This is a genomic window from Burkholderia sp. E168m15 (assembly GCF_016586105.1).
GTDB lineage: Bacteria > Pseudomonadota > Gammaproteobacteria > Burkholderiales > Burkholderiaceae > Burkholderia > Burkholderia orbicola.
The window spans coordinates 23,766-48,764 of sequence record NZ_BCPO01000226.1; the positions used below are offsets into that span (position 1 = coordinate 23,766).

Consider the following 24,999-nt stretch of genomic DNA (forward strand, 5'->3'; position numbering starts at 1 on the left):
GGTGACACGGCCGTCGGCACCCGGCCATAACGAACGTCAGCGAACCATCCGCTTGACCAGCCCTACCATTTCCACAAGCTTGGTCGCGTAGGCAGGATCGGTCGCGTAACCACCATGCTTGAGCGCGCTGGCGAATGCGCTAGCGTCGTCGCCTACGTTGCGCACGCCGGCATAGCGGGGCGAATCGCGCAGCAGCTTGGCGTAATCATGAAAGGCGCCGCCATAGCTTCGGTACGCGCGGAAGTGGTCGACCATCTTCACGGCCGAACCGTTGACATACTCGGTGGTGACGGCAGCAGCCGACTCCCCCGCCCATCCGCCCGTCGATTTGATACCGAACAGGTTATGCGTGGTCTCGCCGCGTACGTTCTTCAGCGGTTTGCTCCCCCAGCCGGATTCAAGCGCCGCGTGCGCGGCGATCAGTTCCGGGGCCGCGCCAATCATCGCACCCGCACGACGAGCGTGCGGCATGATCTCGGCCAGAAAGGCCTGCTGATCCGAATCGGCGAAGTTCGGCCCCGTCGCAGGCGCGCCGCTTCCCAAGACACCCTGCTGCGGCTTCGCGAGCGCTTCCGCGCGGGCTCGCATCATATTGGTCCACGCTGCCGCCTGCGACGAAAGCTGCGGCTCGCTCGAGCGGCCGAACCCGTTACGGATCGTGCCGCGGATATCGCGATTCAGCGATGCGTACAACGAACCAAAGCTCATCGCCGACTCGCTTGCGGACGCAACGGGAGAGGGAGTGCGGGCAGACGGACCCGGCGCGGCGGGCACGAATGCGACGTCAGGCCGGAACATAGGTGTGGCTTTCCCCGTACACCAGGCGCTGCATCACCTCGTACTGCGCGACCAAGAGGCCGCTGTTGCGCCGAGTGAGGGCGTGGCATCGCGCCGCAAGCAGCTTCACGTCCTCACACCGCTCGATGAACGATGCGCGTTGCATTGCGTGCCTGTCGTCGGCCAGCAGACGCCGACCAAGTTCCAGCACCGCACCCGGCACCTGACCGAGCCGCTCAATGCGGTAGCGGCGCCGCATGTCAATCGCATCGGCCTCAGCTGCGATCACGCCAGCGAGCACGCCAAGCCTCACGGTATCGAGTTGCCGCGCCGCAGCAAACTGATCTTCCAGCAATTGCACAAGCTTGCGGTAGCCGACGCAGTCGGCGATAACATCCACGAGCAGTTGGTGCGGGGAACCCGTGCCCGTCATTCGCTACCTCCGTGATAACGTTGAATCGTGCCCGCAAGCTTGCAGGCATCGAACCGGATTTTGCCGGCGGCCAGCGCGGCCTGAACGCGAGCCACCCGAACCAAGTCGATTTCCGGCGTCTCGTCCAGCACGGCGCGTGCTGCATCCAGCACGAGGCGATCACGGGTCTTTTCGTGCACCACCTCAGTTGACGCCACAGTACGCTTGTGGCGCACGCCCTCGGAACGCTGTACGCTTTCCGTCCCATTGACTGCGGCGTGTGCCGCCAGATTAGCAATTCGCATGATGTCACCCTAAGGCCCCGCGGCCCTCAAAATTGTTACCCGTTCACACTCCTTCAGAACGAGCAAGCGGATCGATCTGTTAAGTCCTTTTTTTGTCGAGCTTGACACCGACCTCCGCACCGACTCGGCCCGCGTCAGGATCGCCGGCCGACGTGGCGTTAATTCCCGGCGTCAGCGGCACGACTTGGTCGACTGGGCCGAACATGGAGCAGATAGCGCGGGCGCGTTCCGGCGTCAGCACCAGAAATTCAATGCGTCGATTGATTGCGGCGCGAGGATTGTTCACCAGCGGCGCCCGGTCGGCCATGCCGATCACTTGCATCACTTGCTCGGCGTTCACGCCGCCTTGCAACAGCCACGACCGGGCGGACATCGCGCGATCCACCGACAGATCCCAGTTCGAACGCGAGCCGGCGTCCGAGTTGCGATACGGCACCGAATCAGTGTGCCCCAGTACGAACAGTGGATTGCCGATCGAGCCCATGAGCGCGCCCAGCTTGATCAGCATCGGTCGAAACGGCTCGGAAGGTACCGCACCACCACTGACGAACACGCCGCGCTCTTCGGTATCGTGCAGCATGACCCGCAGGCCCATTGGCGTGACGATCGCTTGAACGTTGTCGAGCACCCCGGCGTCCTTGCCGAGCTTGCGCACACGCTCGGCAAGCGCGTCCATCGCCTCGCGGCTGTCCGCCATCGGCTGGCTGCGCTTCACGTCGCCAGCCCCATCGTCAGCCACGTGCGACGCCGACGTGTCCTGCAACGCGTGAGTATTCGGCCCCAACGGCGCACTAGCCGGCATGTCCCAGTCGTCGTCGTACAGTGCACTGTCGACCATTGTGTCCATTTTGCGGCGCGTCTCTTCGTCGCGCGCACTAAGTGCCCACAACAACATGAACACACACAGCAGTGCGAGGCAGAAATCGGCGAACGCGACTTTCCAGCCACCGCCATGATCGTCATCGTAATCGCGCCGAACCGGGCGTTTGACGATCAAGTCGATTGGGGCCGCCCGGCGTTCAACTCGCTTGGCAGGATTAGCCGTCGCGGGCGCGACGGATGCATCTTCGGCTGTGACGCTTTCGTGGGTGCTATCCAAGCTCATTCACGCCCCGCGTCCAATTGCCCGATCCAGCCCTCGAGCTGCGCGAAGCTTGGCTTGCAGGCCGGTTGCATCATGCGACGGCCTGCATCGATCGCCAGCAGCGGTGGCTTGCCGCCAGCAAAGGCCACCAGTATCACTTTCATGCATTCCATTTCCGACATCTCGGCCTTCATCGCCTGCTTGATCAGATTCGACACCGGATCCAAAACGCCATAACAGAAGAAAATGCCGATAAGCGTGCCAATCATGGCGGCCGCGACATTCTCGGCCAGTTCGGCCGCGCTGGCGCCGTCTCCAAGTCTGCCCATGGCAATCACCACGCCCAATACTGCAGCCACAATGCCAAAGCCGGGCATGGCTTCCGAAATCTTCTTGATCGAGCGCGACGGCAACTCGATGTTCTCTTGAATGGCAACCAACTCCTGCTCGAGCACGCTTTCCAGCTCGTGTGAACTGATCTTGCCCATCGCCATCAAGCGAAGGTTGTCGACAATGAAGGTAAGCAACTCGGGGCCTTGTAGCACCAGCGGGTAGCGCTGGAACAGCCGGCTTTCGTGCGGGTTCTCGACGTGGTTGTCGAGCGCCTTGAGGTCTCTGCCAATGTTCAATAGCTCATACATCACCAGCAGTTGCTGGCGCTGAAGTTCCTTGTTGGCCATGCGCTTGCGCCTGCCCATCACCTTACGCAATTGCTTGCCCATGTCGACGAGCACGTGGCGCGAATTGCCGAGCACCAGCGCACCAACGGCCGAGCCGACGACGATCAACAATTCGACAGGCTGCCAGAGCTTGCGGAAATCGCCCCCCATGAATACGAAGCCGCCGAATACGCAGCCAAGCACGATCAAAATTCCAAATATCTGTTGCATGATTTCTTCCCGACCTGGGCGCCGTCCTGTGCGAGCGGCGCAATGTTCTTCAATGTCAATGCTGACTGAGGCGCTTGCGCATCTTGACCAGAGCACCCTTGTTGATCTGACAGACTCGAGCCCGCGTCAGGCCCAGCACCGCCCCGATCTCCGCTTGACTCAGATCGAATTCGTAATAGAGCTGGATGATCTGCTGCTCGCGCGCATCGAGCACGCCCAGCGCCTGTTCAAGCGAGTGGCGCAGCATCGCCCGGTGTTCAATGCCATCGCTGCCGCCGCACTCGTACCGTTCCGCGTCCTCTTCCAGCAAGGCGTCAAAGCTGACGAACTCTTGTGCGCAGTCGTCCAGTTGCAACTGCTCGTATTCGTCGTCTCCGATTTTCAGCACGTTGCACACTTCTTCTTTCGTAGGATCGCGGCGCAGTTCCCGGCGCAATGCCCGCTCAGTGCTGCGCAGACGGTGAGCACCTTGTCGTGCCGAGCGCGGACGCCAGTCCTGGCGGCGCAGTTCGTCCAGAATCGCGCCCCGCACGCGAAATAGAGCAAAATGCTCGAATTCGTCATCGGGCTCGCCGTAGCGACGCAGCGCTTCGAGCAGGCCCATCAGTCCGAGTTGCTCGAGGTCGCAGGCCTCCATCGCTCCGCCCGCCTGCGACGCGAGCTTGCGCACGATGCGCTTCACCAGCGGCGCATACTGCGTCATCCAGCGTGCCTCATCAGCAGGGGACAACGTCTGGTTCTCGCGCTGTACACTTTGGTATTCCGTGTAGATCGTTGCAGTCATCGTATTCGGTCCATCATGGCCTTCGTTACCGTCACGTTACGAGAGCGTGCGATTGGTGCCGCAGCACAATGTTCGTATTCCAAATTGAGCAATGCTTCTGATTCGAGCTATTCCATGCACTGCACATCGACCAGCGTGCGCGCGGCCGGTACGCCTCGGACCATCTCGCTCAGCGCCGGCAGCCCTTCGCACAATTCGTTTCGTTAGCCGAAAGCAGCAGATCCGGCATCAGATTGCACGGCAGCGTGTTGCCCTTGTTGCCGTGCGTTCCGATTCATGTCGTCATCCTCTTCACGTACGCTAATTCGCGAGGCGTCAATTCGAATATTGAATCGCCTCCTGCGGAGGCCAATCCGCCACCAGGCCCTCGCGTGGGCGGCTCATCGCGTGGAGGGTGCTCGCGGCCGCCCGAGCCGCTCGCCTCCCCATGGCCTTGCCGACCTGCCGAGACCTGCACGGTCACGTCGCCACCATGGCGCGCGCCGAGATCCTGGCGCAAGCTTTCTCCGATCGCCTGCAACTGGAGAACGACCTCGGGATGAGTGGCCGACAAGTGAACTGCCATGCCGTTGACGTTCTGGCGTAGGTCGATGCGTATCGATCCGTTCGAACCCGGTTCGAGTCGGATCACGGCTTGACGCATGCCTTGAGCCATCTGCACGCTCAGGCGCTCTCCCAACGCGTCGATCAGCTTCTGCTGACGCGCGGTCGGCGCACCCGTAGCCGTTGTCGGTACCATTGCCGCTTCCGGTGCCTTTGCCAATTCCGGTACCCTTGCCGCGTCCGTCAACAGTTCGGCTTGTGTCGCGCGGGTGCCTACCTCGCAGTCGGGCGTGACGGCCGATGGCCCTGTCGGAGCGATTGCGTCACCGAACGCGAGCGGGCCGAAGATCGGCGACACGTGCGTCGTCGCGAGATTCATGCTTTGGTTCAACAGCGCCCCAGGTACCGCACTCGACCGATGGTCGAACAGGCGTGCGGCCAGCATGGGCGCGACCGGTTCCTTCGCACCAACTTGCGGCAAAGCCGCTTGCTCGATCGCGCCGCGCCGGTACAAGTCCACTGGGTGCGCTGTCCCATGCGTGTGTGCCGGCAACGAAACGATGGTGGAAAGGCGTTGCGTTGCTACGGTATCGACCGGTGTGTCGCTTGTCGTCCGGTCCGGTGCGACAGTGTCGACTGCACGTGCCTCAAGTGCCTGCATAAGGCCCGGTGCGGCCACCACGCCGTCCTGCAACGACGGCATGTCGCTAGCCGGCGGTTCGGTTTCAGGCGCTCGCGCCAGTGCCAACCACGGATCCAGCACCGACACCGGATCCGCCGTAGCGTCCGTGCCGTCGTCCAGTCCGGAGCCTTCCACCAGCAAGGACTCGAAATCATCGGTTAACACGGATGGCTGCACGCCGAGCACTGCAGCCAGCACGGCGCTACCGTCGGCTGCCGTTGCCGGCGCAAGGTCGGCCATTGCCGAAAGACCGCTCATCATTGCTGGCTCCCTTGAACTGCATAGGCCTGCCAGACTTCGCGGCGATCATTGAGATCGTTCATCGCCTCGATCAGCCGTTCGGCTTCAATTTCCAATAACGAAATAGCGACGCGGTGCGCGATCGTCAGAAGTCTCAGTGCTTCCAGCTCGGCAGCGGTCAACGCCGTTCCGGTTGCCATGTTGCTCACGATATCGTGTACTTCGACGCTCAAGCACACCAGCGCGTCGAAATCGCACTTCGCAATCGCTTGTCGTACGCGCATTGCAAGTCGTAGCACATAGTCGCTCTGGTCCATGGTCTATCATCCGAATCGTTGATCGACGCCTTCCCACGCCGCGCGCAGCGTGCGAATCAGCATCGAGACTTCATCGATAAGGAGCGGATCCAGAGTGAGTCCGGCTTCATTCAGGCGTACCGTGCAGTACTCGTACAGCCGGGCAAGGTTGACGACGACCTCGTTGCCGACGTCGAAATCGAGTGCACTGGTCAGACCATGCAGCATGCCGATGCACTTGTTCAGGCTGTTGCCCTTCTCTTCGTAGCGTCCAGCTTCGATATGGGCGCGCGCGCGCGCCATCTCGTCGAGCAGGCCATCCATCAGCACAATCACCAACCGCACCGGCGACGCGCTTGCCGCCTGACTCGCCAGGTTCGTCGTCTGGTAACTGCCATAACCATGTCGGGTCGTCATTTCTTGTGTCCGCCAAGGAGGTCGTCGAGCAACTGCTTCGTGTATTCCATCCGCTTCTGCAGCTCCGCCACACGCGTGAACTGGGTCAGATATCGGTCATAGACCTGACGGTATTGCACTTCGAGCGAGCGCTCCTTTTTCTTTAACGATTGCTCAACAAGCTCAACGGACTCCTGACGACGCTTGACCTGACCGTCGACGGACGAGGTCCATGTCTTCAGGTAGGCGTCCATGCGCGCGACGATGCCCTTCTGAGGATCGGCAAACAGAGCGTCGAGGCCGTTCGGGTTCTTGGTCAGCCCGGCGTTCAGCTTGCCCGTATCGAGCGACAGTTTGCCGGTACGATCCGCCGAGATGCCGTAGTCCAACATCCGTTTCTCGCCCACTGTGGCGCGCAACAGCGCGTTCATCCGCAGTTGGAGGTTGCGCACACCGGCATCGCCGACGAACGGCCCTGCGCTTGACGGATCGTCAGGGTTGACCTTCGTCAACTCGGACAGGACACCCATTGCTTTGTTATATGCATCGACAAACGCCTGCACGGCGTCGGCCGTGCCGCCTTGGTCGAGCTTGATATCGAGCAACAACGGTGCGTCATCTTGGACCATCGACTGCTTGAACGTGACGGACACGCCCTGAATGCCGGTGAAAGTGTTGCTGGACTGCTTGATGTCGACACCGCTCTCCCCGCCAAGTTTGAATATGGCGTCTCGTGCCATCGACAGTTCGTCTGGCGTACCCGACAGAACCGCAGATAGCGCTGCATCGCGGCTGCCGCCGGTGTCGAGCGAAATCGCACCGGCCTCGCCGGTCCCGCCTGAGGTCAGCACGAGACGCTGCTCATCTTCGATCGTGACGATCGACGCAGATACCTTGCCCTTGTTGCCGGCGGCCTGATTGATCGCACGAGCCAGTTCGGCCGGCGACACGTTGCCGCTCGCGTCCGCGTTGGCCGCCGATAGGTCCACCTTGAACGATTCGCCGTTCGCGAGTGCGATTCCGAGTGTGCCCGCATCCTTGGCACCGTATGACGAGAGGCCCTTGAAAGCCACCTGATGCGCCGACGCAAGCTGCTTGACGAAGAACGCGTAACGACCGGGCTGCGCACTGGCAGCCGCCGTGGCTTCGCCTAGCGCCTGGTTCGACAGCGAAGCCTTTTGTTTGACGATGCCACCAACACCGGATAAGGCCTTCAACGCGGTCTGAAACGAACTCAACGCGCCTTGTAACCGGGTAAGCCCGGCCTGGGCAACCGCGTTGCCCGCTTTCTGGCTTTTCAGGCGCTGAACTGCATTCTGCATGTACTTTTCGGTAAGCGCCTTGGCGCTTGCCACTGGGTCTCCAATACTGCCGAACATGGCGTCCTCGCTTGATCAGAATGGGTTGGATATCGAACGTTGCTGCGACAGCCGCCTGCGCAGCCATGCCTGGGATGCCTGCTGGTCTTCGAGTTTGCGATCGCGTGCGCGCTTCTCGAGTTCGAGCGCGCCAAGCTTCTTGCTGCGAACTCGATCGATCTGCTCGTAACGCAGGCGTGCGTGGCACAAATCCGCGCGCAAGCCCGCGACCAATGCCTCGTGCTTTGCCAATTGACGCTCGTGCCGATGAATCAGATTGGCGAGCGCGGAGCGATAGCGCGCGCCGTTCATTGCTTGCTCGGGATGTACGTGCGTACCGGTGTCGACGCTTTGCATCAGCAAAGTCATTTGCGAAATATGATGGCGATAGCGAGCGCCTTCCGCGTCGCGCGCGGCGACATCGACTTCGAGCCGATCCACTTCCTTCGCACGCATCGCAACGAGTTGCGATAGTCCGGCAACGACATGTCGGGCGTTCATGCGGCAATCTCCGCCAGAATATCCAGCGTCGCCTGGCGCGGCGCGACCTCGTCCTGCGCCTGACACAGGAAGGCTTCGATCCGGTCGTGCATCTTCACGGCGTGATCGGTAACGAGATCCGCGCCGGCCACGTAGCCGCCCAGCGGGATCAGATCGCGAACATTGGCGTAGCGAGACATCATTTGCTTGACCTTGCGTACCGCGTCGATCTGCTCGCGCGGCGCCACGAGCGACATGCAGCGGCTGACCGAGCGCAGCACGTCGATCGCCGGGTAATGCCCCTGGGAGGCGAGATCGCGCGACAGCATGATGTGACCATCGAGAATCGCACGCGCCGTGTCGACCACGGGGTCCTGTTCGTCGTCGCCTTCAGCCAACACGGTGTAGATGGCACTCATGCTGCCAACACCTTCGCCGTTGCCCGCGCGCTCCACCAAACGTGGCAACATGCCGAACACCGAGGGCGGATAACCGCGCGTGGCCGGCGGCTCGCCCAGCGCCAGCGCGATTTCCCGCTGCGCCATCGCGTAACGCGTGAGGGAATCGATCATCAGCAGCACATCGTTGCCGGCATCGCGAAAGTGTGTGGCAACCGCGTGGCACAGCTCGGTCGCCATCAAACGCATCAGTGGGGATTCATCCGCCGGTGCGACCACGACGATGGCTTTGGACAAGCCTTCGGGGCCAAGCGAGTGCTCGATAAACTCTCGCACCTCGCGGCCTCGCTCGCCGATCATGCCAACCACCACCACATCGGCCGCGGCCTGGCGCGCGATCATGCCGAGTAGCACGCTCTTGCCAACGCCACTGCCAGCAAAAAGGCCAACGCGCTGCCCGCGGCCCAACGTCAGCATGCCGTCGATCGCGCGCACGCCTACGTCCATCACCCCCTCCACCGGCTGCTTGCGCAGCGGGTTCACGCGCGGGGGAGCCAGATCGAGCACGGCGTCGCCGACGAGCGGACCACGGCCGTCGATCGGTTCACCGAGGCCATCGACGATGCGGCCCCGCCATCCAGCGCCGATCGACAGCCTGCGCGCACTTTCATCGCCAAACACGCGCGCGCCCGCGGCCAAACCCTCTGCGGGCCTGAAGGGCATCAAATACGACACGCCTTCCCGAAAGCCGACCACGCGGGCGTCGAGCCAGTCATTCGATGCGGTTTCGATCCGTGCGAGTTGACCGGTCTCGAATGCATAGCCGGTCACCTCAAGCAGGAGGCCCGAGACGGCGGACAAGCGCCCTACCGGCCTTGCGACGGGCACATCGCCAAGGTGAAGCTTGCCGAGTACGGATTCGTTCATGCTGGCACTCCGTCCGAGTCATCGGCATGGGCATGCGCAAGCTGCGAGGTAATCCGCTCGATGCAGGCGACAAGGCGCTGACCACAGCCCGCGTCCATTTCGATGTCATCGGCCCGCACGCGGCATTCGCCGGGCTCGAGCCGGTCGTCCGGCACCAGTTGCCAGCCCTGCGCTCGGTCGGGTGCCGCTTCAGCCAGGCGCGCGTAATCGGCCGGGTTCAGTCGCACGCTGACGGATTCGGGCGGTTTCGTCAGCGTGCCGACGGCTTCATCCACAAACGCGAGGATCCGCTCGGGACGAGTTTCAAGCTCCGCACGCGCAACCTGCCGGGCAACGTCGCCAACGAGCTCGGCCACTTCGCTGCGCACCTTGGCTCGATACGCTTCCTGCACGCGCTGGAAGCCACGAACCAGCGCGTCGACCGGTGCTACCAGCGCATCGAACCCAGAACGCACATCGCGGCGTGCGCCTTCGGCGCCGACTCGTTCGCCGGCGGCAAAGCCCTCCTCGTAACCCGCTTGCCGAGCTTCTTCAAGCAATTCCGCGGCCGGTGGTACATGCAGTTGCTCGGAGAGCAGATCCACCTCGTCGGGCGCCGTGAATCCGCCAAGCTGCTCGCTTGCCGCGCGAATGCGTGCCAGCGAGGGAAATGCATAGCGTCGGTACGTCCTCATCGAAGTGCTTCCTCCGCCACGAGCCGAAGTTCGATGTCGCCGTCGTCGGCAAGTCTTCGTACGATGTCCATGATTTCGCGGCGCGCCGACTCGACTTTGCCCGGGATTGCGGGTTCCGTCCGGCGCAACATCTCCTCGAAGGCCTGCACCGCGCGCCGCGGCATCGAGCGCAACAGTGCGTCGCGCACAGCTGGGTCGGCACCCTTAAGCGCCACGCCCCACAGCGCCGTGTCGACATGTTCGAGAATGACGGAGATCACCTCATCATCCTGGTTCGCGATCACCGCGAAATCGTAGATAAGGTCTTCCACCGCTGCCACCAACTCCGGGTCTCGGGCACGCAGAATTTCCACTATGTGGGCGCGGTCGCCCGGCATACGGTTAATGATGTCGGCGGCCTGCCGCACACCTTCGACGGCCGTGCTTTGTGTGCCAAGGTTAGCGATGCAGCCGTCGACTACGTCTTCCAAGTCTCGCAGCAGGTCATGATCGATCTCGGTCAGACGCGCGATATCGAGCAGCACTTGCTCGCGTCGCACTTCGGGCAGCGCCTGAATCACGCGGCTCGCCTGCTCCGGCGGCAGGAAGACGAGGAACATGGCTTGCATGCGTACGTGCTCATCGCGCAGGCGGTCGGCAAGCCATTGCGGCTGTGCCCACTGCAGGCGCGCCATTTTCGGGCCTATCGCGTCACCGTAAATCTTGTTGAGCACGCTGTTGGCCACCACACCGCCGAGCGCCATCTCAAGCGAGCGCTGCAAGAACGAGCGCGAAGCACCCCGTACACCGCTCTGCTCGCGAAAATTCGTGAAGAAGTGCTCGATGGTGTTCTGCACAGCCTCCACCTTGACGCCCTGCATGCGTGACATGGCCAGTGTCACGTCCAGCAACTCCTCGCGCGAAAGGCATCGCAGCACGCCCGCCGCAGCTTCCTCGCCGATGCTGAGCAGGATGATGGCGGCACGCTCTACCGCGGCAAGATTCTGGGCCGGCGGGCCTGCCGTTATGACGGTGTCCACGGTCGCAGGTACGTCAGTTGGTGTGCTCATCGTCTCGAATCCAGGGTTTGATGACTTCGGCAACGCGCTCAGGGTCCTGAGCGGCCAGATGCTTCAGGTGTGCGATCAGCACGTCGGCGCCGGAGCCAATCGGCGGGAGATTCGCGTCGGCCAGCAGCAGGGGCTGCGTGTCGGCGTCGGCGGCTGCCGCAAGCGCCGGGGTTTCCGGACCGCCGGGTACGGCGTTGGCGCCTTGCGACTGCGGATCGCGCCCGCCGTTGGCCCAAATGCGAAGCACCTTAAGCAGCGGGCGGAAGATGAATACGAACCCGAGTAGCGCACCCAATGCCCACGCTGCCCAAGTACCAATCGTTACGATGTTGTCGGGCTGTTTCCACCACGGCTGCGATACGGACACCGGCGTGCCGCGGAAGTCCAGCGACGACACCGTCAGTGCATCTGCACGGTCGGCATCGATGCCCAAGCCATTGCGCAGGATCGTGTCCACCTGCGCAAGTTGTGCTGGCGCCCAAGCCTTTCCACCGCCGGGCGCGGCGGCGTTGTTCAGAACCACCGCCACGTTCACGCGCTTTACGCGCACGGGACTGCGCTTGATCTGGACGACATTGCGGTCGTAAGCGTATTGGCGTGTCTGCGCGTTCTTGGCCGAGTGTGGCGCTTCGGGCATGCTGGCAGTCGACGGCGGCGCCGGGCGGTTCGACAATGAACCCGGTACACCCAACGCTGCCTGACCGATGTCCTTCTCGTCGCGAATCGCTTCCTGTGTCACCTTCGGGGCCTCGCCGTATTGCTCGCGGGTCTCTTCCACGCGATCGTGGTCCAGCTCGACGGCAACGCTCGCGCGAAAGTTGCCGTCCCCCAACACAGGCGTGAGCAACTCGCGAATATTGCGCAATACCTGTTCACGCATTTGCGCACCCAACTCGCTATCGCGTGTGGAATTTCCCAGTACCGGATCGATCTGCGCGGAGAGGTGATTGCCGGCCTGGTCTATCACCGTCACGCGAGCCGGGTCGAGGTTCGCCACGCTGCCCGCTACCAGCGCGACTATCGCGGCAATCTGCTCCTTGCTCAGCTTGCGGTTGGGCTTGAGCGTGAGCACCACCGACGCCGAACTCTTGTCGCCATCGGCCAGAATGAACGACGCCGATTTGGCGATCGACAGATGCACACGAGCCGACGACACCGGCTCGAGCGCCATAACACTCTGCGTCAGTTCGCCTTCGAGGCCACGCCGAAACCGAACGTCCTGCACGAACTGACTGACGCCCAGCGGATCGCTCTTGTCCACCTGCTCCAGCCCCTCCGGCAATTTGGCTACCACACCCTTGGCGGCCAGCATCATGCGCGCAGCACCGAGCTTCTGCTCCGGCACCAGCACCTGGCCACTGTCCGGGTGGATACGGTACGGAATGCCTTCGGCGTCCAGCGCGGCCATCATGTCGGCGGCGACCACGGTTTCCTGGGAGCCAAAAAGCGGTTTGTAGCGCGAGTCCTGACGATGCATCAGCATCATGGTCAGCGCGGCCAGGCTAATCGCCAGGATGACGATGGGCACCACTTTGGACAGCGCCGCGGGGGACGGCAATCGGAAATGGCCGGGAGGCGCGAAGCGCGCAATCTGAGCCTTGACTTGAGCAAGCACGTTTGCGGTCCTCATCAAACCTGCATCTTGATGATGTCGTCAAAAGCACTCATGACCTTGTTGCGCACCTGGACCATTGTGGAGAACGACAGGCTTGCCTGCTGGCTGGCAAGCATGGCGCCCACGAGGTCATCGCTGGCACCGGTTTCCACGGCGGTGACGAGATCGTCGGCGTGATGTTGTTGCGCATCCGCGCCACGCACGGCCTGCTTGAGTAAATCGGCGAAGCCTCCCGCGATGTCGGCAGAGGCGGCTTCGGTTTTCGGGTCATCGTTTTTTGGGATGACGGATTGGCGAATCGAATCGAGCATCGCGCTCGAGAGGTCGACAGTCATGGCGGCTCCAGATTGGCTATGGCACGGATTCTGGGACGTCATCCGTCGTAGAACGAGAATGTTCAACGAAACATTGATTGGCGCGCTAACGGCGGCCTGTCGCTACTTCTCGCGCTCCATCGGGCGGAGAACGACCATACGGCAAACGAGCCGGTACAAAACGGAGGAACAGGGTTCGGGGCGGCCCCGCGCCCGAGCGCCCGTGCCGTCAGACGTCAGGCCCTGGCAGTCAAGAGCACGACGTGCGGCTCACGTGCGCCCCCGGCGTCGCGCTATATGGCGAACCGGCAGTCACGCGCGGGCGCCGCAGTCATCGCCATCGTCGCAGGTCGGATTACGCTGACCGTTTCCAGCGATCCGACGCCTCGCTCTTTCGCCGAGATGCGCGGCAGGATCAGCTCGAACACGGTGCCGCCACCAAGTGCACTGTGCACGGCAACCGTGCCACCGTGTCTTTCGATCACGGCCTTGACGAAAGGCAACCCCAATCCGACGCTGGCGCTGCCGTCGGCCTTGCGCTCGGCCTGGAAGAACGGCTCGAACAGGCGACGGACCGTGTCGTCAGTCATGCCGATGCCGCTGTCAGTCACCTTCAGTACCAGTGCGCCTTCGCCAGCCGAGCCGATGGTGAGCGACACAACGGCACCAGGCGGCGAATACTTGATCGCGTTGTCCAACACGTTGACGACCGCACGCATGAGCATGTCACCATTTCCGCCAACGAGGGTGTCTTCGACCAAGAATGCCGGTTCGCGCAACACGACGCCCTTTTGCTCGGCGGCGAGCCAGTTCTGGTCGATCGCCTCTTCGGCCACCTCGCTCAATGCCACCGGTTCGAATTCGGTCCGATCGAGTCGTTCGGCACGGCTCAACTGCATGAAGTCCTTCGCAATACGTAGCGAGTATGAAGCCTGCTGCCGTAGATCGCTCAGGAAGGCGCGATCCGACTCCCCGTCCGGATTGCTGCCAACGGACGCGCCCCGGCGGTCGATCAACGACAGGATGGCCGTCAGTGGGCTGCGCAGATCATGGGCGATATGACGCAACATCCACTTGTCGTGCGAGACAAATCCCTTCAGATCGCAAAGGTCGATCAGACAAACCAGGTGGGACATCTGCATATCGCCGTCGGAAGAAGTATCCCCGCTCAGCCCACTCGACAGCCGTTCGCACATCAGCATATAGGTACGACCGCCCCATTCGATTTCACGACTGGTGTCTCCGCCCTTGCATACGCTCTCGGCCACGAGCCGCTCGACTTGCATGAATGGCAATCGAGCGTCGGACAGGTCACCCGCGGAGTCCTCGCGCATTAAAGTGGCAGCCTTCGCGTTCCACACGGCAACGTGGCCGCCCATCGTGAGAAAGACTGGATACGGAAACTGGTTGACCATGTCGACGTAGAGCTTTTGCCAGCCGCGCACCTGCAGCAACGCTGCCTTGATGCCGACCAGCTCGTCGGACCGCCCAGACGGCGCAGCGACCGCGGCGGCACCCTCTCGCGGATGGATCGCGGCGGCGATCGCTCCCCATTCGCGCAATTCGCCTCGCAACATCGAGAGCATGCGAGCATGTCGCTCCCACGCAAAAAAGCCGTAGATCAGCAGGCAAACAACCGGAAGCAGCCCCAGCGGCAACCAGATATGGAATACCAACATTCCCAGTGGAACGGCGAAGATCAGCGCGCCCCAGCCTAGCGCCGCCAGATGCACCGCCCGACCAGGCACAAACACGCAGATCAGCACGACGCCGAACGCGAGGACCAGATAGATCGACACCCCGACGACGGCGGGCGCTTCGCGCGCGAGATTGCCTGACGCCACGGCGTCGGCGATGAGCGCGTCGAGTTGTGAGCGCGTAACCTCGTGCGAGTTGAGCGACGAGATCTGGAACATCCCTCCGGCGCCCCACGCGTGACTACCAACGAATACCACCTTCCCATCAAACGCATCCGCAGGCACGCGTTGCTGCAGCACATCAATATCCGAATACTGCGTGAGGTGCATCGATGCCGGCAGCATTGTCATTACCGCCGGCGTGCGGGCGGCCCCGATCGACTGCGCGTATGGCCTGACGAAATCAACGACCGGCAACGGCGGCTCGATGCCCGCCACCCGCAGCGCGTCGAGCGCAACGTGTGCATAACGGACGCCTGCAGACAGACGGTAAGGTACGAAACCGCTCACCACACCGTAGTGGCCCATCGTAACGATTCGCTGGCTGCGCGCGGCAGCAAGCGAACTGAGTGCCGGCGGCAGCAAGCTTGAACAGCTTCCTGCGTGCCCAGCGAGGCCCGGCTCGACCAACACGGTATGCGAACATGCTCGCATGCCGGCGCGCAGACTCGAATAATCGAACCCGGGCCACAGCGGCAAATCGAGCGTGACGCTGCGCGCCTTCCCAAGGGCGCCGAGCAATTGCGCCAAATACGCGTCCATGCCATGCGGATCCAGTTGGGCGATCACCCCTTCGTCGATGTTGACCACCACCACCTGTTGCGTCGACCGATGCGCAACCACCTGCGCCATCATATCGAACAGCACACGATCAAGCGCGCCCGACACCACGCCGCTGCCGGGGCTACCGCTCAACGCAGCCAGCGCCAGCATCGCAAGGACCACAATGCCTCGCAAGGGGCCGATCGTCATCAAGCGGGAAATGAGTGCACGCATAGAGCCACCAGCTTGCTGCAAGCTCAATCCAGGTCGTTGTCGGCACCATCCGCCAACCGCTCGAGGCGATACCCGTAGCGATACACGCTCGAAATTCTGAGCCCGTTCGGACGCAGGCGAAGGCCGTTTCGCACCCGCGTGATATAGGTCGCCAACGTGCCGACATTCGACGAATCCGCAGCACCCCAAACTTGCTTGAGCAGCACATCGCGACTCACCACGCGTCCGGCGTGCGCGAACAGGTACAGCGCAATGGAAAATTCACGCTCAGGCAGCGAGACTTGCTCGCCGTCGGGCAACGTCGCCGTGCGCGTGGTCTCGTCCAGGACGAAGCCGGAAAATTTGATTTGCTGATTGCGCTGGACCCCCGGGTACCATTTGCGCAACTGGGCGATAACACGCGCAATCAACATTCGCTCGCTGATAGGCTTGACCAGATAGTCATCCGCCCCGCAGCTCAACCCGTGCAGGATGTCGCGCTCGTCGTCATGCTGAGTGAGCAACACAATGGGAATCAGATAGTCGACCCGCTTGCGCATGTCTATCAGCACGTCGATGCCGGTCATGCCGGGCACATCCCAATCGAGTAGAAGCATATCGACCTTCTCGTGGCCGATGCGGTCGATAAAGCGGCTGCCGTCGTGCTCGACAATAGCGTCGTAGCCCGCGGCCTCGAGCCAGTGCCGAACGGTTCTCGCATGTGCGACGTTGTCTTCCAGGAGCGCAATGCGCGGCTTTTTTGCATCGGCGGGTGTGACTGTCGACATGATTGCGAGACTGATGAGGATTTTGGGAGGCACCCACTGACGTATCCCCGTCAATACGCGATCGAACGGAATTCGTGGAGCCCACGGTTAAGCAGCGGAGTTCCCCCCGCAAGGATAGACAGAATGCACACTACGAATTGCGGCGTCCTTGATGCGAAAAAATATCGCGAGGCCGCAAACATTTCAGCGGAGCCGAAATCGCTCGGCACTGCGTCAGCAGCCCCCGCATGCACAGGGTGCGAGAAAGGCCATGAGATTGAAGATCAGACGTCAGTCAAACCGAACTCGTACGTTTCTCAACACGCGCTATGCGCAACGCTCGTCACTGACGGCGAATCGCCAGCAACCTAACGGACGGGCCACCCAAGTGCGAACCGGTGGCAAGAGAAATGCCAAGTGTGAAGTTTGCGCGGCGAGACCTGAATCTCAAACCAGCTCCTTTTGGACCTGCGATACAGATCCCAATGTAGAGCTAAAGTGTGAGCGAAATCCGCCATGCCCAATATCAGACAACTCTTATTTTCCGGAGTCGCCACATTTTAACGGGCCGAATCAATTGCATGTCGCTACGCGCGGGAACGCCAGCACAGCAGTATTCACTGCCCCCCCCGTGGCGAGCCCGCCTATCTCAGCGCGCACGGACATACGCGAGATCAGTCCACGGCAAAAAGCCGCGGCCAGTTTTCACTGGCGCTATTGCAGCGACTCATAGCGCCATCGCTCGGCACCGCTCAAATGGCAAGCATTCCCCCGCCAGCGGAGAAGCAATCTCGACGTTTGCACGTCCGCCGCGCCGCATCTCCCGCTTGGCCGACTCGATTCGATTTAACGTCTGTGGATCGCCTGCCGTCTTGAACAGGCGTCGCCTCCTGACAAGTGGGCAGCGACAAACAAATACCCCAAACCTAGTCTAGATTTAAGGATTACATACCATGCTGAGCCTGCACACCAACGCCGCCGCCATGAACATCAAGAAGGCGATCGGCAGCACCAGTAGCAGCCTGAACACCACGATGACCCGCCTGGGCACCGGCTTGCGCATCAACTCCGCCAAGGACGACGCTGCCGGCCTGCAGATCGCCGTGCGCCTGCAAGCGCAAACCCGCGGCATGGGCATGGCCATGCAGAACACGCAAAATGCATCGTCGCTGCTCCAAACCGCTGACGGCGCGATGAAGGAAGTCACCAACATTCTGTACCGCATGAAGGATCTGGCCACGCAGGCCGCTGACGGATCGTCCTCGGCAAACGAAAAGTCTGCCATGCAGGCCGAGTACGATGCGCTGGGCAAGGAACTGTCGAACATCATGAAGAACACGTCGTACGGCGGCGCCAAGCTGATGCAGAAGGAAGTCAAAAATGCAGACGACACGGTAGCGAGCGAGGGCGGTCGCCTGACCAAGGAAATCACCTTCCAGATCGGCGCCACCAAGGACGAAACGATGACCGTCGATTTCTCCAAGCACGTCACAAACGCGCACACCAAGTTCGAGGGCCTGTCGGCAACTTACAAGGGCCCGGAAGCAGGCCAGCCTGAAGTGGCCGGCAAGGAGCTGACTGAGGAGGCCAACGCGACGATCGATCTGATCAACAACGTGCTTGACGACGTGGGCGCGCTGCGCTCGGCCATCGGTGCGGCAGAAAACCGCCTCGAGCACACCCACAACAACCTGGCCAACATGTCGACGAACACGGCTGACGCCGAAGGCCGCATCATGGACGCCGACATGGCATCGGAATCCGCCAAGATGAGCTCGCAGCAAGTACTGCTGCAAGCCAGCATGTCGATGCTCAAGCAAACCAGCAGCATGAACCAGATGGTCTTGTCGCTGCTTCAGTAAGCATTGCCTCGCGATTCACTGGAGTTCAAAACCGGCCCGCCACGAGCGGGTCGTTTTTTTTGGGGTGTTCAAACTCTGTTCAACATTCTCCGCTCCATGCAGCACGCTGCCGACAATGGCGCCCACTCTTCTTCAAAACGACCCCTTGACCGTGTCAGCATCTCCCTCCCACTCCCGCAGCAGCCGAGCCGCATCTCCGGTGGTGCTTGATCCGTGCACGCTGGGGCGTCCATACCATTTGCTCGAGGATGTGCTGCAAGATATCAAGCGCAGAATCGACCACTCCCTTCATGAACGGTTCAATCTGCGCCGTGGCACGCGCTTCGTCGTCACCGGGCTCTCTGTCGCCGCGATGCGGTCGCGCAATGCGGCAGTCTGGCGCACCTATGCATGCAACCATGGACAGATTTCAGTGCGCTGCGACCGCGCGCTACTGCTGGCACTGCTGGCCTGTCATTACGACACTTCGCTGGACGAAGCCGTACCGAACGCCCCAGCGCCCGCGCCGGAAACCGGGGCGGAACGGCGTTTTGCGGCACAACAACACACCGCGCTGCTAACCGCGTTTGCTTCAGCGATGCTCGGCGACCAGGCAGAGCCCTTTTTGCCAAGTGGGGACATCCTGCCCGGCCCGGGCGTCCGCGTCCTGCGCATGACCATCTCGGAGCCCTTGCGCAACGTCGGTGGCGACGTCGAATTCGCATTGGACGACAGGTGGGTCGACCACTTGTTTGCACGCCTCGATGCTCAGCACCTGCGTGCTGCACCCGATAGTGCTCCGGCCAACGTGTGCATCCCCGTCACGATGTCGGTGCACGTGCTGTCCAAGGACATGCGCCTCGACGAACTGCTTCGCATGAGGCCAGGCGACGTCCTGCCCGTTCGCTTGCCCGATACCGTCGACGTGCTCGTCGATAACGTCCGCCTCTACCGCGCGGCCTTGGCCGAACACCAAGGCGCGCTGTGGATTACTTCTTTCGAACCCGTGGAGTAACCCCCAACATGACCTCGACCACTGACCTTGATCTCTCCGCGCTGGGCGATCTGGATCTGGGCGACGATCCCCAATCCATCACCGAACCTGCTTCGCCGCGCGACCCGATGCGTATGCTGCGCCGCATTCCCGTGCGCTTGACGCTGGAGGTTGGGGAGGCCACCGTACCGCTAGCCGATCTGCTGTCGTACGAAACCGGCTCGACGGTGGAGCTCAATCGCCTTGCCGGCGAACCCCTCGTCATCAAGGTAAATGGTACGCCGGTGGGCTTGGGCGAAGTCGTCGTCTCGGGAGAACACTACGGGTTACGCATCATCGAACTCGACGACCTCAACTCGCTTGCGACATGAAGAATCGCGACCTCCTGCCCCATCTGGGTCTGGCGTTAGCCGTTTTCGCAGTGCCCGCACTCGTTCAAGCCGACACGCTGACGCTCGCATCCGATGCCGTCGGCGGACAAGGCTTCACAGTCAAAACTCAGATCCTCGTTCTGATGACGCTGCTCGGGCTACTGCCCGCGCTGCTGATGACGATGACGAGCTTCCTGCGCTATGTGATCGTGCTGTCACTGGTCAAGCAGGCGCTAGGCCTGCAGCAAGGATTGCCGGGACGCATCGTGACGGGTGTCGCGCTGGTGCTCACCATGCTTACGATGCGCCCGGTCGGCGAGGAAATCTGGCAAAAGGCGTTCGTGCCATACGACCAGGGCAAGATCAGCATGCAGGCCGCGCTCGCGACATCGGAACAACCGCTGGGGCGCTATATGCTTGCGCAGACGAACAAGGCCACGCTTGCGCAGATGGCCAAACTCTCCGGCACCGAAAAAATCACGGACCCGGAGAAGCAGCCGTTCCTGGTTAAATTGTCGGCGTTCGTGCTGAGCGAACTGAAGACTGCGTTCCAGATGGGCGCCATGCTGTTCATCCCGTTCCTGATCGTCGACATCATTGTCGCGTCCGTGCTGATGGCAATGGGCATGATGATGCTGTCGCCACTCGTCATCTCGCTGCCGCTGAAGCTGCTCTTGTTCGTACTGGTGGACGGATGGTCACTTACCGTCAACACCCTCATTACCAGCGTGAAGGCCTACTGATGCTGACTCCCGATCTGGCTGCCAGCTTCGCCGTCGACGCGTTGCGCCTGGTGCTCGTCATCATCCTCGTGCTGATTACACCAGGCCTGATCACGGGTGTGCTGGTGGCCATATTCCAGGCCGCGACGCAAATCAATGAGCAGACGATGAGCTTTCTTCCGCGCCTGATCACGACGCTGGTCGCACTCGCGCTGGCTGGCCCGTGGATGACCGGCCGCGTCATGCATTACACGGTTGAGATCTTCAGCCGCGCCGCACAACTGACCGGGTGACTCGGCAATGGAAATTGTCCTTGCCAAGCTCCTGCCGCTCGCGAACACGATCTTCTGGCCTTTCTGCCGAATCGCTGCCGCGCTGGCCGCGTCGCCGATCCTGGGTGACGCAATGGTCCCTGTGCGCATTCGCCTGCTGATCGCCCTCATCCTCGCATTAGCCATACAGCCCGGTATTCCGGCGATGCCCGTGATCGACCTGCTGCAGCTCGAAGGTGTGGCTGCCGTGGCCGAACAGGTCCTGATAGGCGGCCTGCTCGGCTTCGTGTTCCATCTCGTGCTGGGCGCGCTGCAGATTTTCGGTACCGTCGCGTCGTCGCAATTGGGCCTGTCCATGGCGCAAATCAACGATCCGATGAATGGCCAGATGGCCGACGTACTCACCAGCGTCATGTACGTGGTGTTCATCCTGCTGTTCTTCGCAGTTGACGGCCACCTGATCCTGACGGCTGTCATCGCGCGCAGCTTTGCAGTCTGGCCGGTCGGTCGTTTTGCCTTCGATCTCGACGCGCTCAAGCATCTCGCATTCGCAGTAGGCTGGGTGTTCTCCGCCGCCGTGGCGTTGGCGCTTCCGGTGATGTTCGCTACGCTGGTAGTACAAGTCGGCCTGGGCCTCCTCAATCGCGTAGCACCCGCACTGAATCTTTTTGCGTTGGGCTTTTCGATCACGACCATGTTCGGGCTGTTACTGCTGACGCTGCTATTGCCGTCACTGCCGGATCACTACGGTCGCATGGTGGAGCACGTTCTAGAACTCTACGACCGACTCGCGACGCGGCCCCTCGGCAACGGGGGAATGCAATGAGCGAGCAACAAACCGGCGACAAGACAGAAAAGGCCACCCCGCAGAAACTGCGCAAAGCCAGAATGGAAGGCCAGGTTGCACGTTCGCGAGATATCGGCACGTGTGTGGGAATTCTGATTGCTCTCAAGCTTATCGTCGTACTAGCCCCGGCGTGGCTGGTTGAACTCAAGCACATTTTCGCGCTGTCGTTTGCAGACCTTTCCGGCGACGACAGGATCGGCAATGCGGCGTCGATGCTATTTCCCGCAGCGGCGCTGCTATTGTGCAAGATGCTTGCCCCGCTGGCCGCGGTGCCCGCCGGCATCATCGTCGCGTCGTTGGTACCGGGCGGCTGGACCATAAGCCACAAAAACGTCATGCCGAAGCTGAACCGCTTGAACCCGCTTTCCGGGCTCAAGCGCCTGGTGTCCGGCAAGCATTACGTGCAGTTCGGCACGACCGTGCTCAAGGCCCTCGTATTGATGGCCACGCTCTTCATCGTCTGCCGCTCCAACTTGAGCGGCTTCATCCGCTTGCAAGGCGCGCCGCTCGCCGATGCACTGACCGGTGGGGCAAACCTGTTCCTGACCTCTGCGCTCACGCTGACGTGCATCATCATCGTGTTCGCACTCGTCGACATACCGGTACAACAAATCATCTTCAAGCGCGGCCAGCGGATGAGCAAGCGTGACATCAAAGAGGAGATGAAGCAATCCGAAGGAAAGCCCGAGGTCAAGAGCCGCATCCGCCAAATCCAGCGCCAGATCGCGCGCCAGGGAATCCGCAAGACCGTGCCAACCGCAGATGTGGTGGTGATAAACCCGACCCACTATGCAGTTGCACTCAAGTACGACGTAACGCGAGCACAAGCGCCGTACGTCGTAGCCAAGGGGGTCGATGAGGTTGCGCTGTTCATTCGCGACGTCGCCCGAGGGCACAACGTCGAGGTGCTCGAGCTGCCGCCGCTGGCGCGTGCGATCTACCACACCAGCCAGATCAATCAGCAAATTCCGGCAGAGCTGTATCGCGCGGTAGCGCTGGTGTTGTCCTACGTTTTACAGATCAAGGCATTCCGCAACGGCGGACGCGACGTTTCACCATCGCTACCCACTGGCATCACCATTCCCGAACACTTGCAAAAGTCCCAATCCCGATGAACGTGATCGACCTGCTCAAGCGCCTGAAGTTTGCTGCGCCTCTCGCCCTGTTCACCATCCTGGCGATGGTAATCCTGCCGCTTCCGCCAGCCGCGTTGGACATCATGTTCACGTTCAACATCGTGCTGTCCATCGTGGTGGTCATGGTGGCCGTGACCGTGAAGCGACCGCTGGACTTCTCGGCCTTCCCGACCATTATCCTGGCTGCCACGCTGATGCGCCTGACATTGAACGTCGCATCCACACGCGTAGTTTTGCTCAATGGCTACACGGGCGCGAGCGCAGCCGGCCAAGTGATCGAATCGTTCGCCAATGTAGTGATCGGCAGCAACTTCGTGGTCGGGCTGGTCGTGTTCGTGATCCTGATGATCATCAACTTCGTCGTGGTCACCAAGGGTGCGGAGCGCATCTCGGAAGTGTCGGCGCGTTTCACCCTCGATGCGCTGCCCGGCAAGCAGATGGCCATCGACGCCGATCTGAACGCCGGTGTCATCACACAGGCACAGGCCCAGCAACGCCGCAAGGACGTTACGACCGAAGCCGACTTTTACGGCGCCATGGATGGCGCCTCGAAGTTCGTGCGCGGCGACGCCATCGCCGGCATTCTGATTCTCATCACGAACATGATCGGTGGCGTGATCATCGGCGTCATCATGCACGGCTTGCCTGCAGGCGAGGCATTCCACAAGTATGCGCTGCTGGCCATCGGGGACGGCCTGGTCGCGCAAATACCCGCCCTCCTGCTGTCCGCCGCCGCCGCGGTCATTGTCACCCGCATCGACGATGCACGCGACTTCGAGGAACAGGTCGGCCAGCAGTTGCTGGCTTCGCCGTTGGTGCTGTTCAGCGCTTCCGCACTGATGGCCGCGCTGGGCCTGATCCCGGGCATGCCAACATTGGTGTTTCTGTGCTTTGCAGCAGTGCTCGGTTACGTCGGCTATCGGATGACGCAGCGGACTTCGCCCTCCGCAGCGGTCGAGGCGGAAGAAACCGCCCGCGTCATGCAAGCCACGCTAGCCGCGCCCGACAACGAATCGATCGACTGGAGCAGCCTGCCGTATGTGGACGCGCTTTCGGTATCCCTCGGCTACAAGCTGGTGGAGATGTTGGACCGCGCTCAGGGCGCGCCACTGGTGCGCCGTCTGCATGGCACCCGACAAACCCTATCGGAACAGCTCGGCTTCCTGCTACCGGCCATCGGCGCGCGCGACGACATGAGCCTGCCCCCCTCCAGTTACACCATCATGCTCAATGGCACCAAACTGGCTCAGGCCCAAGTGCAACCGGGAAAGCTGATGGCCATTCCGTCACCTACCGTCTACGGGGAATTGGATGGCACACCCGACATCGACCCTGCCTACGGCATGCCCGTCACGTGGATCGAGCCCGACCAGAAGGCCCATGCCCTCGGCCTCGGCTACCAGGTCGTCGATTGCGCGACGGTGATCGCCACGCATGCGGCCAAGTTAATTCGCGAAACGATTCCCGACCTGTTCAGCTACGATCATGTGACCGCCATCATCGAACGCCTGACGGCCATTGCGCCAGCGCTGGCCGATGCGCTGGGAAAATGCCTCACGCACAGTCAGTTGCGCAAGGTGTTCCGTACGTTGTTGGCCGAGAACGTGTCGATCAAGGACATCGAAACCGTGTCCGCCACGCTGGTGGAAGCCGCGGAAACCACCAAGGACCCGCTGCTGCTCGTGGCCGAAGTCCGCTGCGCACTGCGTCGCCAGATCGTGGCCGGACTTGGCGCCCAGCACGAGGCACTCAAGGGCTTCAGCCTGACGGTGGAACTCGAGAACATTCTGCTGAATGCCCTAAGTCTCGCGGAGCAATCGGGAACCCGTGTGCCGCTGGACAACTTCCCGGTCGAACCGAACGTGCTCTCACAGTTGCAGACCCATATGCCGGCGGTGGTCGAACAATTGAAACAAATGGGTGCCGCCCCAGTGCTGATCGTGGTGCCACGCATTCGCCCGATGCTCGCGCGGTACGCCAAACTGTTCTCTCCGGACCTAACCATCCTGTCGTACAACGAAGTTCCCGACAACAAGGAAGTCAGCATTGTCGGCACGCTTGGATGACGCCCCTGCCATGATCGCTACGGCGGCCTTGCCGGCTCTTCTATTCCAACCTGTGACAGGCAATCGATTTTCGGTCGTCTGACCCAA

At 61.7% G+C, this 24,999-nt stretch carries 26 protein-coding genes; 8 read left to right on the forward strand and 18 right to left on the reverse strand.

Annotated elements, in window-relative coordinates:
* Window positions 1–36: 36 nt before the first annotated feature.
* From JMF86_RS34340 to JMF86_RS34425, 18 genes are all read right to left on the reverse strand, one after another.
* The gene (locus tag JMF86_RS34340) at window positions 37–708 is read right to left on the reverse strand and encodes a glucosaminidase domain-containing protein (RefSeq protein ID WP_164725431.1); all 672 of its coding nucleotides are present in this window, start codon (window positions 706–708) and stop codon (window positions 37–39) included.
* A gap of 76 nt (window positions 709–784) precedes the next feature.
* A complete protein-coding gene (locus JMF86_RS34345; RefSeq protein WP_201317444.1) occupies window positions 785–1,210 on the reverse strand; it encodes a hypothetical protein in 426 nt (141 codons plus the stop codon).
* Entirely contained in the window at window positions 1,207–1,494 is a 288-nt protein-coding gene (locus tag JMF86_RS34350) for a flagellar biosynthesis anti-sigma factor FlgM (protein ID WP_125381090.1), read from the reverse strand. The genes JMF86_RS34345 and JMF86_RS34350 overlap by 4 nt, the downstream gene beginning before the upstream one ends.
* Before the next feature lie 79 nt (window positions 1,495–1,573).
* Entirely contained in the window at window positions 1,574–2,599 is a 1,026-nt protein-coding gene (locus JMF86_RS34355; protein ID WP_201317445.1) for a flagellar motor protein MotB, read from the reverse strand.
* Window positions 2,596–3,468 (reverse strand): flagellar motor stator protein MotA, encoded by an 873-nt coding sequence (gene motA / locus JMF86_RS34360; RefSeq protein ID WP_054928510.1) that lies wholly within the window; start codon window positions 3,466–3,468, stop codon window positions 2,596–2,598. Before motA ends, JMF86_RS34355 begins: the two co-directional genes overlap by 4 nt.
* Window positions 3,469–3,523: 55 nt before the next feature.
* A complete protein-coding gene (locus JMF86_RS34365; RefSeq protein ID WP_201317446.1) occupies window positions 3,524–4,252 on the reverse strand; it encodes a FliA/WhiG family RNA polymerase sigma factor in 729 nt (242 codons plus the stop codon).
* 274 nt (window positions 4,253–4,526) lie between these two features.
* Window positions 4,527–5,738, reverse strand: coding sequence for a flagellar hook-length control protein FliK (locus tag JMF86_RS34370; protein ID WP_201317447.1), 1,212 nt, complete (start codon window positions 5,736–5,738; stop codon window positions 4,527–4,529).
* Window positions 5,735–6,034, reverse strand: a complete 300-nt coding sequence (locus tag JMF86_RS34375; RefSeq protein WP_054928513.1) for a hypothetical protein — start codon at window positions 6,032–6,034, stop codon at window positions 5,735–5,737. The genes JMF86_RS34370 and JMF86_RS34375 overlap by 4 nt, the downstream gene beginning before the upstream one ends.
* 6 nt (window positions 6,035–6,040) lie before the next feature.
* A complete protein-coding gene (gene fliS, locus JMF86_RS34380) occupies window positions 6,041–6,430 on the reverse strand; it encodes a flagellar export chaperone FliS (protein WP_054928514.1) in 390 nt (129 codons plus the stop codon).
* Window positions 6,427–7,764: a flagellar filament capping protein FliD gene (gene fliD, locus JMF86_RS34385; protein WP_201317448.1), complete on the reverse strand. Its 1,338-nt coding sequence runs from the start codon at window positions 7,762–7,764 to the stop codon at window positions 6,427–6,429. The genes fliS and fliD overlap by 4 nt, the downstream gene beginning before the upstream one ends.
* Window positions 7,765–7,803: 39 nt before the next feature.
* Window positions 7,804–8,268 carry a hypothetical protein gene (locus JMF86_RS34390; protein WP_201317449.1) on the reverse strand — a complete coding sequence of 155 codons (465 nt, stop codon included), beginning with the start codon at window positions 8,266–8,268 and terminating at the stop codon, window positions 7,804–7,806.
* A complete protein-coding gene (locus JMF86_RS34395) occupies window positions 8,265–9,572 on the reverse strand; it encodes a FliI/YscN family ATPase (RefSeq protein WP_126364785.1) in 1,308 nt (435 codons plus the stop codon). The genes JMF86_RS34390 and JMF86_RS34395 overlap by 4 nt, the downstream gene beginning before the upstream one ends.
* On the reverse strand, window positions 9,569–10,246 hold the full coding sequence (locus JMF86_RS34400) for a FliH/SctL family protein (RefSeq protein ID WP_054928518.1): 678 nt from the start codon (window positions 10,244–10,246) through the stop codon (window positions 9,569–9,571). Before JMF86_RS34400 ends, JMF86_RS34395 begins: the two co-directional genes overlap by 4 nt.
* Window positions 10,243–11,295 carry a flagellar motor switch protein FliG gene (locus tag JMF86_RS34405; RefSeq protein WP_126364783.1) on the reverse strand — a complete coding sequence of 351 codons (1,053 nt, stop codon included), beginning with the start codon at window positions 11,293–11,295 and terminating at the stop codon, window positions 10,243–10,245. Before JMF86_RS34405 ends, JMF86_RS34400 begins: the two co-directional genes overlap by 4 nt.
* Window positions 11,279–12,925 (reverse strand): flagellar basal-body MS-ring/collar protein FliF, encoded by a 1,647-nt coding sequence (fliF, locus tag JMF86_RS34410; RefSeq protein ID WP_236593061.1) that lies wholly within the window; start codon window positions 12,923–12,925, stop codon window positions 11,279–11,281. Before fliF ends, JMF86_RS34405 begins: the two co-directional genes overlap by 17 nt.
* Entirely contained in the window at window positions 12,925–13,245 is a 321-nt protein-coding gene (gene fliE, locus JMF86_RS35225; RefSeq protein ID WP_054928531.1) for a flagellar hook-basal body complex protein FliE, read from the reverse strand. Before fliE ends, fliF begins: the two co-directional genes overlap by 1 nt.
* A gap of 272 nt (window positions 13,246–13,517) precedes the next feature.
* Entirely contained in the window at window positions 13,518–15,917 is a 2,400-nt protein-coding gene (locus tag JMF86_RS34420) for an ATP-binding protein (protein ID WP_054928520.1), read from the reverse strand.
* A 23-nt stretch (window positions 15,918–15,940) separates the two neighbouring features.
* Window positions 15,941–16,684 carry a response regulator transcription factor gene (locus JMF86_RS34425; protein ID WP_201317451.1) on the reverse strand — a complete coding sequence of 248 codons (744 nt, stop codon included), beginning with the start codon at window positions 16,682–16,684 and terminating at the stop codon, window positions 15,941–15,943.
* Window positions 16,685–17,616: 932 nt separating this feature from the next.
* On the opposite strand from JMF86_RS34425, the gene JMF86_RS34430 reads away from it, so the two are divergent.
* The 8 genes from JMF86_RS34430 (at window position 17,617) to JMF86_RS34465 (ending at window position 24,912) form a co-directional block, all read left to right on the forward strand.
* Complete coding sequence (locus JMF86_RS34430) at window positions 17,617–18,525, forward strand: flagellin (RefSeq protein WP_126364770.1); 909 nt, start codon at window positions 17,617–17,619, stop codon at window positions 18,523–18,525.
* Window positions 18,526–18,724: 199 nt separating this feature from the next.
* Window positions 18,725–19,519 carry a FliM/FliN family flagellar motor switch protein gene (locus JMF86_RS34435; RefSeq protein ID WP_201317452.1) on the forward strand — a complete coding sequence of 265 codons (795 nt, stop codon included), beginning with the start codon at window positions 18,725–18,727 and terminating at the stop codon, window positions 19,517–19,519.
* Between the two features lie 8 nt (window positions 19,520–19,527).
* Complete coding sequence (fliN, locus tag JMF86_RS34440) at window positions 19,528–19,869, forward strand: flagellar motor switch protein FliN (protein WP_201317453.1); 342 nt, start codon at window positions 19,528–19,530, stop codon at window positions 19,867–19,869.
* Complete coding sequence (fliP, locus tag JMF86_RS34445; protein ID WP_054928524.1) at window positions 19,866–20,612, forward strand: flagellar type III secretion system pore protein FliP; 747 nt, start codon at window positions 19,866–19,868, stop codon at window positions 20,610–20,612. The genes fliN and fliP overlap by 4 nt, the downstream gene beginning before the upstream one ends.
* Window positions 20,612–20,884, forward strand: a complete 273-nt coding sequence (gene fliQ, locus JMF86_RS34450) for a flagellar biosynthesis protein FliQ (RefSeq protein ID WP_054928525.1) — start codon at window positions 20,612–20,614, stop codon at window positions 20,882–20,884. Before fliP ends, fliQ begins: the two co-directional genes overlap by 1 nt.
* Window positions 20,885–20,891: 7 nt before the next feature.
* Window positions 20,892–21,689 carry a flagellar biosynthetic protein FliR gene (gene fliR / locus JMF86_RS34455; protein ID WP_201317454.1) on the forward strand — a complete coding sequence of 266 codons (798 nt, stop codon included), beginning with the start codon at window positions 20,892–20,894 and terminating at the stop codon, window positions 21,687–21,689.
* A complete protein-coding gene (gene flhB / locus JMF86_RS34460) occupies window positions 21,686–22,825 on the forward strand; it encodes a flagellar type III secretion system protein FlhB (protein ID WP_201317455.1) in 1,140 nt (379 codons plus the stop codon). Before fliR ends, flhB begins: the two co-directional genes overlap by 4 nt.
* Window positions 22,822–24,912 (forward strand): flagellar biosynthesis protein FlhA, encoded by a 2,091-nt coding sequence (locus tag JMF86_RS34465; protein WP_201317456.1) that lies wholly within the window; start codon window positions 22,822–22,824, stop codon window positions 24,910–24,912. Before flhB ends, JMF86_RS34465 begins: the two co-directional genes overlap by 4 nt.
* Window positions 24,913–24,999: the final 87 nt, after the last annotated feature.

What these genes read in the sequence shown, in the direction of transcription:
- JMF86_RS34340 (WP_164725431.1), bottom strand. Translation starts at nt 708, where the DNA reads ATGAGCTTTGGTTCGTTGTACGCATCGCTGAATCGCGATATCCGCGGC.
- JMF86_RS34345 (WP_201317444.1), bottom strand. Translation starts at nt 1,210, where the DNA reads ATGACGGGCACGGGTTCCCCGCACCAACTGCTCGTGGATGTTATCGCC.
- JMF86_RS34350 (WP_125381090.1), bottom strand. Translation starts at nt 1,494, where the DNA reads ATGCGAATTGCTAATCTGGCGGCACACGCCGCAGTCAATGGGACGGAA.
- JMF86_RS34355 (WP_201317445.1), bottom strand. Translation starts at nt 2,599, where the DNA reads ATGAGCTTGGATAGCACCCACGAAAGCGTCACAGCCGAAGATGCATCC.
- motA (WP_054928510.1), bottom strand. Translation starts at nt 3,468, where the DNA reads ATGCAACAGATATTTGGAATTTTGATCGTGCTTGGCTGCGTATTCGGC.
- JMF86_RS34365 (WP_201317446.1), bottom strand. Translation starts at nt 4,252, where the DNA reads ATGACTGCAACGATCTACACGGAATACCAAAGTGTACAGCGCGAGAAC.
- JMF86_RS34370 (WP_201317447.1), bottom strand. Translation starts at nt 5,738, where the DNA reads ATGATGAGCGGTCTTTCGGCAATGGCCGACCTTGCGCCGGCAACGGCA.
- JMF86_RS34375 (WP_054928513.1), bottom strand. Translation starts at nt 6,034, where the DNA reads ATGGACCAGAGCGACTATGTGCTACGACTTGCAATGCGCGTACGACAA.
- fliS (WP_054928514.1), bottom strand. Translation starts at nt 6,430, where the DNA reads ATGACGACCCGACATGGTTATGGCAGTTACCAGACGACGAACCTGGCG.
- JMF86_RS34390 (WP_201317449.1), bottom strand. Translation starts at nt 8,268, where the DNA reads ATGAACGCCCGACATGTCGTTGCCGGACTATCGCAACTCGTTGCGATG.
- JMF86_RS34395 (WP_126364785.1), bottom strand. Translation starts at nt 9,572, where the DNA reads ATGAACGAATCCGTACTCGGCAAGCTTCACCTTGGCGATGTGCCCGTC.
- JMF86_RS34400 (WP_054928518.1), bottom strand. Translation starts at nt 10,246, where the DNA reads ATGAGGACGTACCGACGCTATGCATTTCCCTCGCTGGCACGCATTCGC.
- JMF86_RS34405 (WP_126364783.1), bottom strand. Translation starts at nt 11,295, where the DNA reads ATGAGCACACCAACTGACGTACCTGCGACCGTGGACACCGTCATAACG.
- fliF (WP_236593061.1), bottom strand. Translation starts at nt 12,925, where the DNA reads ATGAGGACCGCAAACGTGCTTGCTCAAGTCAAGGCTCAGATTGCGCGC.
- fliE (WP_054928531.1), bottom strand. Translation starts at nt 13,245, where the DNA reads ATGACTGTCGACCTCTCGAGCGCGATGCTCGATTCGATTCGCCAATCC.
- JMF86_RS34420 (WP_054928520.1), bottom strand. Translation starts at nt 15,917, where the DNA reads ATGCGTGCACTCATTTCCCGCTTGATGACGATCGGCCCCTTGCGAGGC.
- JMF86_RS34425 (WP_201317451.1), bottom strand. Translation starts at nt 16,684, where the DNA reads ATGTCGACAGTCACACCCGCCGATGCAAAAAAGCCGCGCATTGCGCTC.
- JMF86_RS34430 (WP_126364770.1), top strand. Translation starts at nt 17,617, where the DNA reads ATGCTGAGCCTGCACACCAACGCCGCCGCCATGAACATCAAGAAGGCG.
- fliN (WP_201317453.1), top strand. Translation starts at nt 19,528, where the DNA reads ATGACCTCGACCACTGACCTTGATCTCTCCGCGCTGGGCGATCTGGAT.
- fliP (WP_054928524.1), top strand. Translation starts at nt 19,866, where the DNA reads ATGAAGAATCGCGACCTCCTGCCCCATCTGGGTCTGGCGTTAGCCGTT.
- fliQ (WP_054928525.1), top strand. Translation starts at nt 20,612, where the DNA reads ATGCTGACTCCCGATCTGGCTGCCAGCTTCGCCGTCGACGCGTTGCGC.
- fliR (WP_201317454.1), top strand. Translation starts at nt 20,892, where the DNA reads ATGGAAATTGTCCTTGCCAAGCTCCTGCCGCTCGCGAACACGATCTTC.
- flhB (WP_201317455.1), top strand. Translation starts at nt 21,686, where the DNA reads ATGAGCGAGCAACAAACCGGCGACAAGACAGAAAAGGCCACCCCGCAG.
- JMF86_RS34465 (WP_201317456.1), top strand. Translation starts at nt 22,822, where the DNA reads ATGAACGTGATCGACCTGCTCAAGCGCCTGAAGTTTGCTGCGCCTCTC.